The 14143-nt window shown below is 71.2% G+C and carries 16 protein-coding genes; 4 read left to right on the forward strand and 12 right to left on the reverse strand.

Annotation, left to right across the window (positions count from 1 at the left end):
* Window positions 1-21: 21 nt before the first annotated feature.
* Both BLW14_RS08790 and BLW14_RS08795 read right to left on the reverse strand, forming a co-directional pair.
* On the reverse strand, window positions 22-711 hold the full coding sequence (locus BLW14_RS08790; protein ID WP_093705975.1) for an SDR family oxidoreductase: 690 nt from the start codon (window positions 709-711) through the stop codon (window positions 22-24).
* 78 nt (window positions 712-789) lie between these two features.
* Window positions 790-1329: an LOG family protein gene (locus tag BLW14_RS08795; protein WP_093705977.1), complete on the reverse strand. Its 540-nt coding sequence runs from the start codon at window positions 1327-1329 to the stop codon at window positions 790-792.
* 77 nt (window positions 1330-1406) lie between these two features.
* Between BLW14_RS08795 and BLW14_RS08800 the strand changes: the two genes are divergently transcribed.
* Both BLW14_RS08800 and BLW14_RS08805 read left to right on the forward strand, forming a co-directional pair.
* A complete protein-coding gene (locus tag BLW14_RS08800; protein WP_018521263.1) occupies window positions 1407-1742 on the forward strand; it encodes a DUF427 domain-containing protein in 336 nt (111 codons plus the stop codon).
* Window positions 1743-1808: 66 nt separating this feature from the next.
* Complete coding sequence (locus BLW14_RS08805) at window positions 1809-2609, forward strand: alpha/beta fold hydrolase (RefSeq protein ID WP_093705979.1); 801 nt, start codon at window positions 1809-1811, stop codon at window positions 2607-2609.
* Between the two features lie 103 nt (window positions 2610-2712).
* Here the strand turns inward: BLW14_RS08805 and mnmA are convergent, their stop codons facing one another.
* Window positions 2713-3843, reverse strand: a complete 1131-nt coding sequence (gene mnmA / locus BLW14_RS08810) for a tRNA 2-thiouridine(34) synthase MnmA (RefSeq protein ID WP_093705981.1) — start codon at window positions 3841-3843, stop codon at window positions 2713-2715.
* Window positions 3844-3904: 61 nt separating this feature from the next.
* Here mnmA and BLW14_RS08815 point away from each other — a divergent pair, with 61 nt between their 5' ends.
* Window positions 3905-4582 carry an N-acetylmuramoyl-L-alanine amidase gene (locus tag BLW14_RS08815; RefSeq protein WP_093705983.1) on the forward strand — a complete coding sequence of 226 codons (678 nt, stop codon included), beginning with the start codon at window positions 3905-3907 and terminating at the stop codon, window positions 4580-4582.
* On the opposite strand, the gene BLW14_RS08820 is transcribed toward BLW14_RS08815, so the two are convergent.
* The 3 genes from BLW14_RS08820 to BLW14_RS34440 form a co-directional block, all read right to left on the reverse strand.
* Window positions 4575-5744, reverse strand: coding sequence for a cysteine desulfurase family protein (locus BLW14_RS08820; RefSeq protein WP_093705985.1), 1170 nt, complete (start codon window positions 5742-5744; stop codon window positions 4575-4577). The two genes, BLW14_RS08815 and BLW14_RS08820, sit on opposite strands and share 8 nt — an antisense overlap.
* 290 nt (window positions 5745-6034) lie before the next feature.
* Window positions 6035-6397, reverse strand: coding sequence for a DUF4190 domain-containing protein (locus BLW14_RS08825; protein WP_093705987.1), 363 nt, complete (start codon window positions 6395-6397; stop codon window positions 6035-6037).
* A 46-nt stretch (window positions 6398-6443) separates the two neighbouring features.
* Entirely contained in the window at window positions 6444-6596 is a 153-nt protein-coding gene (locus BLW14_RS34440) for a hypothetical protein (RefSeq protein WP_018521257.1), read from the reverse strand.
* 119 nt (window positions 6597-6715) lie between these two features.
* Between BLW14_RS34440 and BLW14_RS08835 the strand changes: the two genes are divergently transcribed.
* Window positions 6716-7351: a TetR family transcriptional regulator gene (locus BLW14_RS08835; RefSeq protein ID WP_093705989.1), complete on the forward strand. Its 636-nt coding sequence runs from the start codon at window positions 6716-6718 to the stop codon at window positions 7349-7351.
* Between the two features lie 62 nt (window positions 7352-7413).
* Here BLW14_RS08835 and BLW14_RS08840 read toward each other — a convergent pair whose 3' ends face one another.
* From BLW14_RS08840 to BLW14_RS08865, 6 genes are all read right to left on the reverse strand, one after another.
* Window positions 7414-8250 (reverse strand): thioesterase family protein, encoded by an 837-nt coding sequence (locus tag BLW14_RS08840; protein ID WP_093705991.1) that lies wholly within the window; start codon window positions 8248-8250, stop codon window positions 7414-7416.
* A gap of 58 nt (window positions 8251-8308) precedes the next feature.
* A complete protein-coding gene (locus BLW14_RS08845; protein WP_093705993.1) occupies window positions 8309-8968 on the reverse strand; it encodes a trimeric intracellular cation channel family protein in 660 nt (219 codons plus the stop codon).
* An 18-nt stretch (window positions 8969-8986) separates the two neighbouring features.
* Entirely contained in the window at window positions 8987-10201 is a 1215-nt protein-coding gene (locus tag BLW14_RS08850; RefSeq protein WP_093705995.1) for an ABC transporter ATP-binding protein, read from the reverse strand.
* Complete coding sequence (locus tag BLW14_RS08855; protein ID WP_093705997.1) at window positions 10198-11286, reverse strand: ABC transporter ATP-binding protein; 1089 nt, start codon at window positions 11284-11286, stop codon at window positions 10198-10200. Before BLW14_RS08855 ends, BLW14_RS08850 begins: the two co-directional genes overlap by 4 nt.
* A complete protein-coding gene (locus BLW14_RS08860) occupies window positions 11283-12272 on the reverse strand; it encodes an ABC transporter permease (protein ID WP_093705999.1) in 990 nt (329 codons plus the stop codon). The genes BLW14_RS08855 and BLW14_RS08860 overlap by 4 nt, the downstream gene beginning before the upstream one ends.
* 90 nt (window positions 12273-12362) lie before the next feature.
* The gene (locus tag BLW14_RS08865) at window positions 12363-14120 is read right to left on the reverse strand and encodes an ABC transporter substrate-binding protein (protein WP_093706001.1); all 1758 of its coding nucleotides are present in this window, start codon (window positions 14118-14120) and stop codon (window positions 12363-12365) included.
* Window positions 14121-14143 lie beyond the last annotated feature (23 nt).

Consider the following 14143-nt stretch of genomic DNA (forward strand, 5'->3'; position numbering starts at 1 on the left):
CCTACGGGCGCACGGGGGTCCTCAGCGGCCGGGGCGGACGGTGAGGTCGTTGACCTCGGCGTCGCGGGGCAGGTCGAGCGCCATCAGGATCGTGGTGGCGACGGACTCGGGGTCGATCCAGCGGGCGGGGTCGTACTCCTTGCCCTCCTGCCGGTGGACCTTCTCCTGCATGGGGCTGGCGGTGCGGCCCGGGTAGACGGAGGTGACACGGACTCCGTTGCCGTGCTCCTCGTGGCGCAGCGAGTCCGCGAGCGCCTTCAGGCCGTGCTTGCTCGCGGCGTACGCGCTCCACTCGGGGCTCGCGGAGAGCCCGGCGCCGGAGTTGACGAAGAGGACGTGGCCCTGGGCGACGCGCAGCTGGGGCAGCGTGAGGCGGGTCAGCTCGGCGGGGGCGACGAGGTTGGCGTTGAGCTGGGTGTGCCATGCCTTCGGCGTCAGTTCGCCGACCGGGCCGAGCTCGACGACGCCCGCGATGTGCAGCAGCGAGTCGAGGCGCTCCGGCACGGTCTGCTGGGCGAGGGCCCAGGAGAGCCGGTCCGGGTTGGACAGGTCGCCGACGAGGGTGCGGGCGCCGGGGTGGAGCGCGGCCAGTTCCCTGGCGCGGCCCGCGTCGCGGGCCAGCAGGACGAGGTCGTCGCCGCGCTCGGCCAGGCGCCGGGCGACCGCTGCGCCGATGCCGGAGCCGGCACCGGTGATGAGGTGAGTGGACATGGCCCCATCGTCGCACCCGCCCCGCGGCCCCCGTACGGCCGTATCGTCGCACCCGCCCCGCGGCCCCCGTACGTCACGTCACTGCAGGCCGGCCCACTCCTCCAGGTAGGCCAGGGCACCGACGCCGTCCTCGGCGAAGAAGACCAGCTCGGTCAGCGGGAGCGGCAGGAACCCCTCGTCCTCCATGCGCCGGAACTGCTCGCGCAGGCCGTCGTAGAAGCCGGCGGTGTTGAGCAGGACGACCGGCTTGGTGTGCTTGCCGTGCTTCTTCAGCTCCAGGATCTCGGTGGCCTCGTCGAGCGTCCCGGTGCCGCCGACCATGATGACGATCGCGTCGGACTTCGCGAGGAGGAGCGCCTTGCGCTCGGCGAGGTCGCGGGCGATCACCATCTCGTCGGCATCGGCCCGCGCCTTGGCGGCGAGGAAGTCCACCGAGACGCCGACCAGCTTTCCGCCCGCCTCCTGGACGCCGTCCGCGACGACCTTCATCAGGCCGCTCTCGGAGCCGCCCCAGACCAGGGTGTGCCCGCCGCGCCCGAGCAGCTCGGCGAATTCGCGGGCGGGCACGGTGTAGCGGTCGTCGAGGTCGGCGGCGGAGAGGAAGACGCAGATGTTCATGGCTGCCACGGTACGACCCGCCCCCGGCGGCCCCTCGGCCGGGGAAGAATCCCGGGCCCGGCGCGGCTGAGAGAGGTATGACTGCCACCCGAGGACACCGCATCACCGTCGAGCCTGGCACGGAGCACGTCCGCGTCGTCCGCGACGGGCTGCTGCTCGCCGAGAGCCGGCGCCCGCTCGTCCTGCGCGAGACCGGCTGCCCGGTCCGCTACTACCTGCCGCCCGAGGACGTCCGAACGGAGCTGCTGACGCCGTCGGACACCCGCACCCACTGCCCGTTCAAGGGGGACGCGTCCTACTGGTCGCTGCCCGGGGCTGCGGATCTGGTCTGGGTGTACGAGGAGCCGAAGGCCGGGGTCGAGGCGATCAAGGACCACTTCTGCTTCTACGACACGGAACTGATCGCGCGCTGATTGATCGTCAGAAACATTTACCGCGGGCGGCGATGAGTTCCTGACGGCCCGGCGGTCCACCCTCGCATGGACACGATTCTCTCCGGCGACGGCACCTCGATCGCATACCGGCGCCGGGGCGAGGGTCCGCCGGTCGTTCTGGTCGGCGGGGCCCTGAGCACGTCGGAGAGCGAGGAGCCGCTCGCCCGCCTGCTCGCCTCCCGCTTCGAGGTCGTCACGTACGACCGGCGCGGCCGGGGCGCCAGCGGGGACGCGGCGCGGTACGCGGTGGCGCGCGAGATCGACGACCTGGCGGCGCTGGCCGCCGTGACGGGCGGCCGGCCCGCCGTCTTCGGCGTCGGGGCGGGCGGCGCGCTGGCCCTGGAGGCACAGGCGGCCGGGCTGCCCGCGGACCGGCTCGCGGTGTACGAGCCGACGTACACCCCGGGGCCGGCCGGACTGCTGTTCAAGGCCGACTGCACGGCCCGGCTGCACCGGCTGCTGTCCGCCGGGGACCGGGGCGGCGCGGTGGAGCTGTTCCTGACCGTCACCGGGGTCCCGGCCTCCACGGTCGCCAGGATGCGGCGGGCGCCGCTGTGGCGGACCCTGGAGTCCGTGGCACACACGCTGGCCTACGACGACGCGCTGCTGGGCGACGGCTCGGTGCCGTCCGAGCGGTTCGCCTCGGTCACGGCCCGGACCCTGGTGGTCTGCGGCGGCTTCAGCTCGGCCACCGCGCGCTCGGCGACCCGGCTGCTCGCCCAGGCGCTGCCCCGGGGCCGCCACCGCACGCTGACGGGCCAGACCCGTGAGCTGGCCCCGCAGGCCATCGCCCCGGTGCTGGCGGAGTTCTTCGGCCGCGACGCGTACGCCCGCCAGGCGTCCTGAGACCGGCGCCGGGCGGACCGGGGGGGGCCGAAAACGCCCCGCGCGGCCACGCCCGTACTGGGGTCGGGCGTGGCCGCGCGGGGCCTCTCCCTGCTTACGGGGCTCAGCCCGCCGCGGCGCGCTCCCGGCGTACCGTCGTCGCGATCGTCGCGGAGCCGACCACGCGGGTGCCGTCGTACAGCACGACCGCCTGGCCGGGGGCGACGCCCCGGACCGGCTCGGTGAACGTGACGTGCAGGGTGTCCCCGGTCAGCTCGGCGGTCACCTCGGTCTCGCCGCCGTGGGCGCGCAGCTGCGCGGTGTACGTGCCCGGGCCGGACGGGGGCGTACCGCACCAGCGGGGCTTGATCGCGGTGAGCGCGGTGACGTCCAGCGCCTCGGCGGGGCCGACGGTGACCGTGTTGTTGACCGGCGAGATGTCGAGCACGTAGCGCGGCTTGCCGTCGGGCGCGGGGTGGCCGATGCGCAGGCCCTTGCGCTGGCCGATGGTGAAGCCGAAGGCGCCCTCGTGGGTGCCGAGCTTCGCACCGGACTCGTCCAGGATGTCGCCCTCCGCCGTGCCGCCGAGGCGGTTCGCGAGGAAGCCCTGGGTGTCGCCGTCGGCGATGAAGCAGATGTCGTGGCTGTCGGGCTTCTTGGCGACTGCGAGGCCCCGGCGCTCCGCCTCGGCGCGGATCTCGTCCTTGGTGGTGAGGGTGTCGCCGAGCGGGAACATCGCGTGGGCGAGCTGGCGCTCGTCCAGCACGCCGAGCACATAGCTCTGGTCCTTGGCCATGTCCGAGGCCCGGTGCAGCTCGCGGTTGCCGTCCGCGCCGGTGACCACGGTGGCGTAGTGGCCGGTGCACACGGCGTCGAAGCCGAGCGCGAGGGCCTTGTCGAGCAGCGCGGCGAACTTGATCTTCTCGTTGCAGCGCAGGCACGGGTTGGGCGTGCGCCCGGCCTCGTACTCGGCGACGAAGTCCTCCACGACGTCCTCGCGGAAGCGTTCCGCCAGGTCCCAGACGTAGAAGGGGATGCCGATGACGTCCGCGGCGCGGCGGGCGTCGCGGGAGTCCTCGATGGTGCAACACCCCCTGGCGCCGGTCCGGAAGGACTGCGGGTTCGCGGAGAGGGCGAGGTGCACACCGGTCACGTCGTGGCCCGCCTCGGCGGCGCGGGCCGCGGCGACGGCGGAGTCGACACCGCCCGACATGGCGGCGAGCACGCGGAGGGGGCGCTGGGAGGTCTCAGTCATAGCTCCACCAGGGTACGTGGGGCCGGGAACCGAAAGCTCGCGGATAAGCGTTGTCCGTCACATGGGGAGCAAGGGGACGGCCGGGGCGGGCACCGGGACCGGGATCAGCCGGCGCTCGGTGCTGATCGGCGGTGCCGTCACGGCCGTGGGCACGGCGGCGCTGGCGCGGAACCGGCTGAAGCGCGCCTGGTGGCGGATGCCGGGCGTGGAGAAGCCGCGCACGCCGGGCGCGGTGGACTACGCGCGTGCGCGGTGGGTGGCGGCCTCCGACGCGAACTGGCGGCGGGCGGACCGCCCCGACGACTACGACATCGACCGGGTGGTCATCCATGTCACCCAGGGCAGCTTCGACAGCGCGGTCCGTGCCTTCCAGGACCCCGGGCACCGGGCGGCGGCCCACTACGTGGTGCGCAAGGACGGACACGTGACGCAGATGATCCGTGAGCTGGACGTCGCGTTCCACGCGGGCAACCGCTCCTACAACGAGCGCAGCGTGGGCATCGAGCACGAGGGCTTCGTGGAGCGCCCGCAGGACTTCACCGCCGCGATGTACGGGGCCTCGGCGAAGCTCACCGCGGCGATATGCGGGCGGTACGGCATCCCGGTGGACCGGGAGCACATCATCGGGCACGTGGAGGTGCCGGGCGCCGACCACACGGACCCGGGCCGCGGCTGGGACTGGGAGCGCTACATGGAGCTGGTCCGGCGCGCGGTCACTTCCGGGAAACGCGCTAGCTGAGCCCCGCCGACCTCGCCCGCTCCACCGCCGGGCCGATCGCGCGGGCCACGTCCTCGACGTCCTGCTTGGTGGAGGTGTGGCCGAGCGAGAAGCGCAGGGTGCCCCGGGCCAGGTCCGGGTCGGTGCCGGTGGCGAGCAGGACGTGGCTGGGCTGGGCGATCCCGGCGGTGCAGGCGGAGCCGGTGGAGCACTCGATGCCCTGGGCGTCCAGCAGCAGCAGGAGCGAGTCGCCCTCGCAGCCGGGGAAGGTGAAGTGCGCGTTGGCAGGCAGCCGTCCGCCGGGGGCCGGGTCGCCGCCGAGCAGGGCGTCGGGGACCTGGGCCAGGACGGCGTCGGCAAGCTGGTCGCGCAGGGCGCCGGTCTCCCGGGCGAAGTCCTCGCGCCGGTCCGCGGCGAACCGCCCGGCGACGGCGAACGAGGCGATGCCCGGCACGTCCAGGGTGCCGGAGCGGACGTGGCGCTCCTGCCCGCCGCCGTGCAGCACGGGCACCGGGGTGTACTCGCGGCCGAGCAGCAGCGCGCCGACACCGGTCGGGCCGCCGATCTTGTGCGCGCTGACGGTCATCGCGGCCAGCCCGGACGCGCCGAAGTCCACGTCGAGCTGCCCGAACGCCTGGACCGCGTCGGCGTGCATCGGGATCTCGAACTCGCGGGCGACCCCGGCCAGTTCGCGTACCGGGAAGACGGTGCCGATCTCGTTGTTGGCCCACATCACGGTGATCAGCGCGACGTCGCCGGGATCGCGCAGGACCGCCTCGCGCAGCGCCTCGGGGTGGACGCGCCCGTAGCGGTCGACGGGGAGGTATTCGACGTTCGCGCCCTCGTGGGCGGCGAGCCAGTCGACGGCGTCGAGGACCGCGTGGTGCTCGACGGGGCTGGCCAGGACCCGGGTGCGGCGGGGGTCGGCGTCGCGGCGGGCCCAGTACAGGCCCTTCACCGCGAGGTTGTCCGCCTCGGTGCCGCCGGAGGTGAAGACCACCTCGCTGGGGCGGGCGCCGAGGGCGTCGGCGAGGGTCTCCCGGGACTCCTCGACGGTTCGGCGGGCCCGGCGCCCGGCGGCGTGGAGTGAGGACGCGTTGCCCGTGACGGCGAGCTGCGCGGTCATCGCCGCGATCGCCTCGGGAAGCATCGGCGTGGTCGCGGCGTGGTCGAGGTAAGCCATGGTGGGCTCGATTCTACGAGCCTTCGGCTCGGGCCTGTCGTCTGGATCAGGCCGGATCAGGGAGCGGGCTCCGGTGCCGTGCATCGCGAGGCGGAGGATCGAGGCAGATGGGGTCTCCCCTGTTCGAGCGCAGCCGAGAACTTGGGGGGAAGGAGCGTTGGTGATTGACGACAACGCCGCGAGGTGCGGTGCCGGAGCCCGCGAGCCCGGCATGATCCAGACGACAGGCCCCTGGGCGTACGCCGGGCGCATGGGGTCCCGGGGTCGGCGCACTGCGCACGGCGGGCCGGTCAGCCGCCGAAGTCCCAGGCGACGACGCCGCTTCCGGTGACGAGGAAGGCGAGGACCACCAGGTCCGCGACGCCCAGCGCGAGGCCGAGCCAGGCGCGGCCGCGCCGGGTGGTGGAGCGGGCCAGGGCGACGAGCGCCATGACGATGGCCGCCGGGCCGAGCAGGATGTTCATCACCAGCAGGCCGACGAGCCCCAGCACGAAGGACGCGACGGCGAGCCCGTCGGCGTCCCGGCGGGTGCGGCGTCCGGCGGGAGCGGACCGCTCGGCCTCGGGCTCGTGCGCCGCCTCGGGCTCATGGGTGGTTTCCGGCTCGTGCGTCGTCCCGGGTTCGGTGCGGTGGGCGTACGCGGTGCGCGTCATGATGCTGACTCCTTCGGGTACGAGGCGGTCGCGGTGGGCTGCGGGTTCAGTGCGAGCGGCGCGTGCGCTCGCGTACGGCGAAGACCAGCAGCCAGCAGCCGATGAGGCCACCGAGGACGAGTGACAGCGGAAGAGGGATCTGGGCCACCGCTCCCAGCACGATCCCCAGCAGGAGCAGGGCGGCGACGAGGACGATCATGTTTCGTTCAGCCTTTCCGTGTGCGGATGGACCCTTGAGAGTACGAGTGTTCACTGACTTACGAGTCTAAACCCGCACGGCCCTTCCCCACCCCAGAGAACAGTTGTTTACTGAATGGCATGAGTCACACCGTCGGCATCCGCCAGAACCAGAAGCTGAGAACGCGCCAGGCTCTGCTGGATGCCGCCCTCGGGCTGCTGGAGGAGCAGAGCCTGAGCAGCCTGGGGCTGCGCGAGGTGACCCGGGCGACCGGCATCACGCCCACTGCCTTCTACCGGCACTTCGAGAGCGTCCCGGCGCTCGGGGTCGCCCTGGTCGAACAGACCCTGGGCAGCCTGCACGGCATGATCGGCGCGATACTCGCCGAGACGGGCGACAGCGAGGTCCGGCTGGACCGCAGCGTGGAACTGATACGGCGTCATGTACGGGAGCAGCCCGCCCACTTCCGCTTCATCGCGCGGGAGCAGCACGGCGGGGTCGGACCCGTCCGCGACGCCATCGCGGCGCAGCTGCGACTGTTCGCCGAGGAGGTGGCGGCGGCTCTCGCGACGGAGCCGGAGTCGGAGGGCTGGGCCGGGGAGGACCTGCTGATGCTGGGCGGGCTCTATGTGGACCACATGGTGATCACCGCGTCGGCCCTGCTGGACGCGGGCCCGGCGGGCGACGGGCAGGTGGCCCGGGTCGCCCGTCGCAGGCTGCGGCTGATCGCACTCGGCGCCCTGCACTGGCTCGACGAGCCGGCACAGGGCACCTGAGGGAGGAAAAAGGGGCGCCCGAGGAAGGGGAAAAAGCGCCCGGGGAAGAGGAAAGGGCTGCGTCAGCCGCGCGGGGCGCGGGCCAGCTGGCGGGACTGGGCGACCAGGCGGTCGGCGCTGTCCCAGACGTCCGCGTCCTCCTCCAGGAAGCCGCCCGCCAGGTTGCGGGTGGTGATGGAGACGCGGAGCGGGCCCGGGGCCGGGCGGCAGCGGATGTGGGTGGTCAGCTCGATGGTCGGCGTCCAGCCCTTGAGCCCCAGCTCGAACGACGTGGGCGGCAACGCGTCCACGGTGAGCAGCAGGGAGAACGGGTCGGGGTCGCGGCCGTCGGCGAGCCCGAACCAGCCGCGCATCTCGCCCTTGCCGGACGGCTGCCCGATGGCCCAGCCGATGGTCGCCGGGTCCAGCTTGATGTCCAGCCGCCCGGTGATGGCGGAGCTGCCGGGGATCGGCGCCGGTCCGTCGCTCGGGCCCAGGCAGTGCTCGCGGGGCGGGATGGCCGGCGGCTTGGCGGAGGTGCGGACGTCGTCGCTCAGCGCGTCCAGTTCGCCGTAGGTGGCGAGGACGCGGATGCGCTCGACCTCGGTGCCGTCCTCGGCGTACTGGAAGAGGGACGCCTGACCGGTGGAGAGGGTGCGGCCGGTGCGGACGGTCTCGGTGCGGATCACCGCGGGGCCGGGCACGGACGCGGTCAGGTAGTGCGCGGAGACGGTGAACGGGTCGCCGTGCGGAAGGGCCTCGCCCAGCGCGCGGCCGAGCATCGCCAGCAGGTAGCCGCCGTTGACCGCGTGGATGATCGTCCAGCCGGCCGAGAGCTCCGCGTCGTAGACGCCCTCTTCGCGCGGGGTGACGGCGGTGTCCCGGTCGAACTCGCTGTCCCCGATGGTTGCCTGTGCCATGGACGCACCGTACACCGATTGTATTACTGAGCGGTAGCTTTTTGCCGTACGGAGTCGGTCACCCCTCGTCCGCCCGCGCCGAGCGCCGGTTGTAGGCGCGCGGGGCACGCCAGTGGAAGCGGAGCGCGAGGATGCGCAGGACGAACGCGGCGATCACGGCCGCGCCGCTGGTCAGGGCGTTCAGCGCGTCGAAGCGGATGCAGAGCACGATCATGGTGGCCCCGACGATGGCGGGCACCGCGTACAGGTCCCGGTCCCAGCGCAGCAGCGAGGGCACCTCGTTGGCCAGGACGTCCCGCAGCACACCGCCGCCGACCGCCGTGGCCAGGCCGAGCGCCGCCGACGAGGTGAGGCCGAGGCCGTAGTCGTACGCCTTGACCGTGCCGGTGACGCAGAAGAGCCCGAGCCCGGCGGCGTCGAAGACGTTGACCCCGACCTGGATGCGCTCCACGTGCGGGTGCAGGAAGAAGACCAGGACGGCGGCGAGCAGCGGGGTCGTGAAGTACCCCAGGTCCGTGAAGGCGGCCGGCGGCACCGCGCCGATGACCAGGTCACGGAAGAGCCCTCCGCCCAGCGCGGTCACCTCGGCGAGCACCGCGATGCCGAAGACATCGAAGTTCTTGCGTACGGCGAGCAGGGCGCCCGAGATCGCGAAGACGAAGATCCCGACGATGTCGAGCGCATGCTGGACGGAGGGCGTGAACAGTTCGTTGAGCACCGGGCAATTGTGCCCGTACTACTCCTTCGTGCTGTCCGGGGCCGCATCCGGGGCGTCGGTGGCCTCTTCGGGCTCCGGGGCCTTGGCGGACTCCGGAACCTCGGCGGGATCGGACGGCTCCGCCTTCGTCACCGTCACCAGCTCGACCGCCTCCCGCGCCCCCGCCAGGACCTGCTCCCCCGGCGCCTGGTCCGGCGCGTTCTCCGGGTGGTGGCAGGCCACCTGGTGACCGGTCTTCAGCTGGAGCAGCGGCGGCTCGGTCGTCCCGCAGATCTCCGTCGCCTTCCAGCACCGGGTGTGGAACCGGCAGCCGGCGGGCGGCGAGATCGGCGACGGGACGTCGCCCTTGAGCAGGATGCGGTCGCTCTTGGCACCGCGCCGACGCGGGTCCGGCACCGGCACCGCGGACATCAGCGCCTTGGTGTACGGGTGCATCGGCGCCTCGTACAGCGACTTGCGGTCTGCGAGCTCGACGATCTTTCCGAGGTACATGACCGCGATCCGGTCCGAGACGTGGCGGATCACCGACAGGTCGTGCGCGATGATCATGTACGTGAGGCCGAGCTCGTCCTGGAGGTCGTCCAGCAGGTTCACCACCTGCGCCTGGATCGACACGTCCAGCGCCGAGACCGGCTCGTCCGCGACAACCAGCTTCGGTTTCAGAGCGAGCGCGCGGGCGATGCCGATGCGCTGGCGCTGGCCGCCGGAGAACTCGTGCGGGTAGCGGTTGTAGTGCTCGGGGTTGAGGCCGACCAGCTCCAGCAGCCGCTGGACCTCCGCCTTCACGCCGCCCTCGGGCTTGACGCCTTGGAGCCGGAAGGGGGTGGAGACGATCCCGCCGACCGTGTGGCGCGGGTTCAGCGAGCCGTACGGGTCCTGGAAGATCATCTGGATGTCGCGGCGCATCGGCCGCAGCCGCCCGGCGGACAGGTGCGTAATGTCGCGGCCCTGGAACTCGACCTTGCCGCCGGTCGGTTCCAGCAGCCGGGTCACCAGCCGGCCCATGGTCGACTTGCCGCAGCCCGACTCGCCCACGACGCCCAGGGTCTCCCCGGGGCGCACGTCGAAGGTGAGCCCGTCCACGGCCTGGACCGCGCCGACCTTGCGCTTGAGCACGCCCTTGGTGATCGGGAAGTGCTTGACCAGGCCGTCGACCTTGAGGAGCGGCTCGGGGCCGGACCCGTCCGACCCGGCCGCGGCGGGCGCGGGAGTCTTCTTGTTCAGCTCAGTCACAGCTTCGGCGCAATCTCTTCGGTCCAGATCCGGTCGCGCTGCTCGGGCGACATGTGGCACGCGGAGAAGTGCCCGTCGCCGACCTGTCGCAGCTCCGGACGCTCGGTGCGGGTGATGTTGTCGGGCGGCACGTCGGCGTACGGGCAGCGCGGGTGGAAGGCGCAGCCCGAGGGGACGTTGATGAGGCTGGGCGGCGAGCCCTTGACCGGGACGAGCCGGTCGGTCTGCTCCCGGTCGATGCGGGGCATCGAGCCGAGCAGGCCCCAGGTGTAGGGGTGCTGGGGCTCGTAGAAGACCTGCTCGGCGCTGCCGCGCTCGACGCAGCGTCCCGCGTACATCACCAGCAGGCTGTCCGCGATCTCGGCGACGACGCCGAGGTCATGGGTGATCATGACGACCGCGGAGCCGAACTCCTTCTGCAGATCGCGGATCAGGTCGAGGATCTGCGCCTGGACGGTGACGTCGAGGGCGGTCGTCGGCTCGTCGGCGATGAGCAGCTGCGGGTTGTTGACCAGGGCCATCGCTATCATCGCACGCTGGCGCATGCCGCCGGAGAACTGGTGCGGGTAGTCCTCGTAGCGGCGGTGCGGCTCGGGGATGCCGACCCGGTCGAGCATCTCGATGGCGCGCTTCTTGGCGGTCTTCTTGTCGACCTTGTTGTGGACCCGGTGGGCCTCCACGATCTGCGCGCCGATCGTGTAGTACGGGTGCAGCGCGGAGAGCGGGTCCTGGAAGATCATGGCCATCTTCTGGCCGCGCAGCCTGCGTACGCGCTCGGCTCCCGAGCCGATGAGCTCCTCGCCGTCAAGCCAGATCTCGCCACCGATCCGGGCCCGCTCCGAGGTGTGCAGGCCCATGATGCCCAGCGAGGTCACGGACTTGCCGGAGCCGGACTCGCCGACGATGCCGAGGGTCTTGCCCGCCTCCAGGTCGAAGCTGACGCCGTCCACGGACTTGACGAGGCCGTCGTCGGTGTCGAAGTGGACGGTGAGGTCGCGTACGGAGAGGAAGGGGCGGTCGTCGCCGGACCGGGGCGCCGGGACGCTGTCCGCCGCCGGGGAAGCCTTGCTGATTGCGTCGCTCATGAGAGCCTCACCCGGGGGTCGATCGCGGCGTACACGAGGTCCACCAGCAGGTTGCAGATGACGATGAAGAAGGCGGCGACCAGGGTCACGCCCATCACCTTGGGCAGGTCGGCGGTGGTCACGCCCTGGATGGCGAAGGCGCCCAGGCCCTGGAAGGAGAAGACGCGTTCGGTGATGACCGCGCCGCCGAGCAGCAGCGCAAAGTCCATGCCGAAGATGGTGACCAGCGGGGTGAGCGCGGAGCGCAGCCCGTGCTTGACGACCACCTTGCGTTCCTGGAGGCCCTTGGCCCGCGCGGTCCTGATGTAGTCCTCGCCCATGGTCTCCAGCATTCCGGCCCTGGTGAGCCGGGCGTAGAGCGCGGAGTACAGCAGCGCGAGGGTGCACCAGGGCAGGACCAGGCTGCCGGCCCAGGCCACCGGGTCCTCGGTGAAGGGGACGTACTCACCGTTCCCGAAGAGCGCCAGAACCACGAGACCGGTGAAGAACATCGGCAGCGAGACACCGGCGAGGGCGACGCCCATGGAGATGCGGTCGAAGAAGGAGCCCCGCTTCAGGGCGGAGATGACGCCGATCGCGACACCGGAGACGACCCAGATGACGGCGGCACCGACGGCCAGCGACAGCGTGACCGGGATGCGGTCGACGAGCTGGGGCCAGATCTCGGTGTGGGTCTTGAACGAGTAGCCGAAGCAGGGGGCGTTGCAGGTGACCGGGTCGGGGCCGAACTGGTACTCGGCGCCGACGACGATGCCCTTGATGAAGTGCCAGTACTGAAGGTAGAGGGGCTGGTCGAGCCCCAGGTTCTTCTTGACCGCGGCGATGACGTCGGGGTCGGGGCTCTTCCCCACGTACTGGGCGGCCATGGAGTCGAGGGTCTGCCCGCCGAGGCGGGGCACCAGGAAGAAGATCGCGAACGTGACTGCGCTGACCACCAGCAGCAGCAACACCGCGGCGAATACGCGTCGGATGATGTACGCAGCCACAGCCGTGCGGCGCCGGGCGAGCGGGCGGGGTTCGCCCGCCGGCCCGGCGCCTTCACCTGCCTTTCAGGGGATGCTTTTGATGAACAGGTGTTACTTGGTGGACGTCATGAGCACGTAGTCGTACATGCCGAGGTACGCGTCGGTGACGGTGACGTTCGCCGCAGAGTCCGGGCGGTAGAGCAGGTTCTTGCGGTAGAAGAGGGGAACGACCGAGGCGTTCTCCATGACCTTCTGGTCGACCTCGCCCCACGTGGCGTTGCGCTCAGCGGTGTCGACGGTGCCGATGCCCTTGACGAGGAGGTTGTTGATCCCCTTGTCGTTCAGCTCCATCAGGTTCGTGCCGCCGGAGGGCTTGATGGCCGAGCCGTTGACGATCTGGTCGAGGAAGCCGAAGCCCGTCGGCCAGTCGGCGCCCCAGGCCATCATCATCATGCCCGCGCCGTTCTTGTGGACCCAGTTCGGGACACCGGCGAAGTCGGTGAAGTACTTGTCCGCGGGGAACTGCTTGATCTCGGCGGTGACGCCGATTGCCTTCAGGCTGTTCTGGAGCTGCGTGGCGGCGGTGACCTCGTCGGGACGGTCGGAACGCGCGGTCAGCGTGGTCTTGAAGCCGTCCGGGTGACCGCACTTGGCCAGGTGCTCCTTGGCCTTGGCCGTGTCGCCCTTGCTGCCCTCGCTCGGGTACAGGTCGAACTTCTTGTAGCCGGCGACGGTCGGCGGGATGACCGTGCTGGCCGGGTCGCCCTTGACCGAGCCGCCGATCGAGTCGACCATGCTCTGCTTGTCGACGGCGTACTGGACGGCCTTGCGGCACTCGACGTTGTCGAACGGCTTCACGTTGACGTTCAGCGCGAGGTACTGCAGGGCGCCGGCGTACGGGTTGTCCGTCTTCGCCTTCTCCGCCGCCTTGCGCAGGACCTTGGGCTGGGTCTTGGACTGAAGGCCCGTGCCCGCGATGTCCGCGGTGGTCTCGTCGTTGAGGAGGTGCTCGTCGACCGTGGTGGGGTTGACGTTGAACTTCAGCTGGATCTTGTCCGGCAGCGCCTTGCGGATCGGGTCCGTTTTGGGGTCCCACTGCGGGTTGCGGACCAGGGTCGCGCCCTTGCTCTCGTCGTACGCCGAGAACTTGTACGGACCGGAGGAGACCATCTTCTGGACGTAGCTGGCGCCCGTGTCGGCCTTCTGCTGGATCGGCGCGGTCTGCGAGAACGCGGCCAGGTAGTCCATGTCCGCGAACGGCTTGTTCAGGTGGAAGACGATCGTGTACTTGTCCGGGGTCTCGATGGACTTGAGGCCCTCGGCGGACTTGTCCTTGTACGGACCCTTGTACTTGTCTCCGCCGTCCAGGTACGCCTTGAAGTACGTCGGGCCGTTGGACAGGGCCTCCGGCGCGAAGTTGGAGCGCTCGATGGCGTACTTCACGTCCTGCGAGGTGATCTCGGAGCCGTCCTCGAACTTCACGCCCTTGCGGAGCGTGTACGTCCAGGTCTTGGCGTCCGCGCTGGCCTTGCCGAGGCCGGTAGCGAGGTCGGGGACGACCTCCAGGCTCTCCTTGCCGGCGGCCGGCTTGAAGGTCACCAGCGAACGGGCGTACAGGCGGGCGAAGTTCTGCACCCAGCCGTAGTACGTGTTGCCGGGGTCGAGGGAGTCCGGGCCACTGGTGTGCTCGTAGGTGACCGTCCCGCCCTTCTTGTCGGAGGCGTTGACGATGCTCGTCAGGCCCGCGTCGGCCTTGGCGTTGCCGGCGCCCTTGCCGCTGCCGCCGTCCGAGTCCTTGCTGCACGCCGTGGCGCTGAGCGACACCGCGATCGCGACGGCGACGAGCGCCGTTGTCTTTCTGTTCTGCATGCTGAGGAAAGCCCCCTCGCTAG

Origin of the sequence: Streptomyces sp. 2131.1, assembly GCF_900105515.1 — a bacterium.
Taxonomy (GTDB): Bacteria; Actinomycetota; Actinomycetes; order Streptomycetales; family Streptomycetaceae; genus Streptomyces; species Streptomyces drozdowiczii.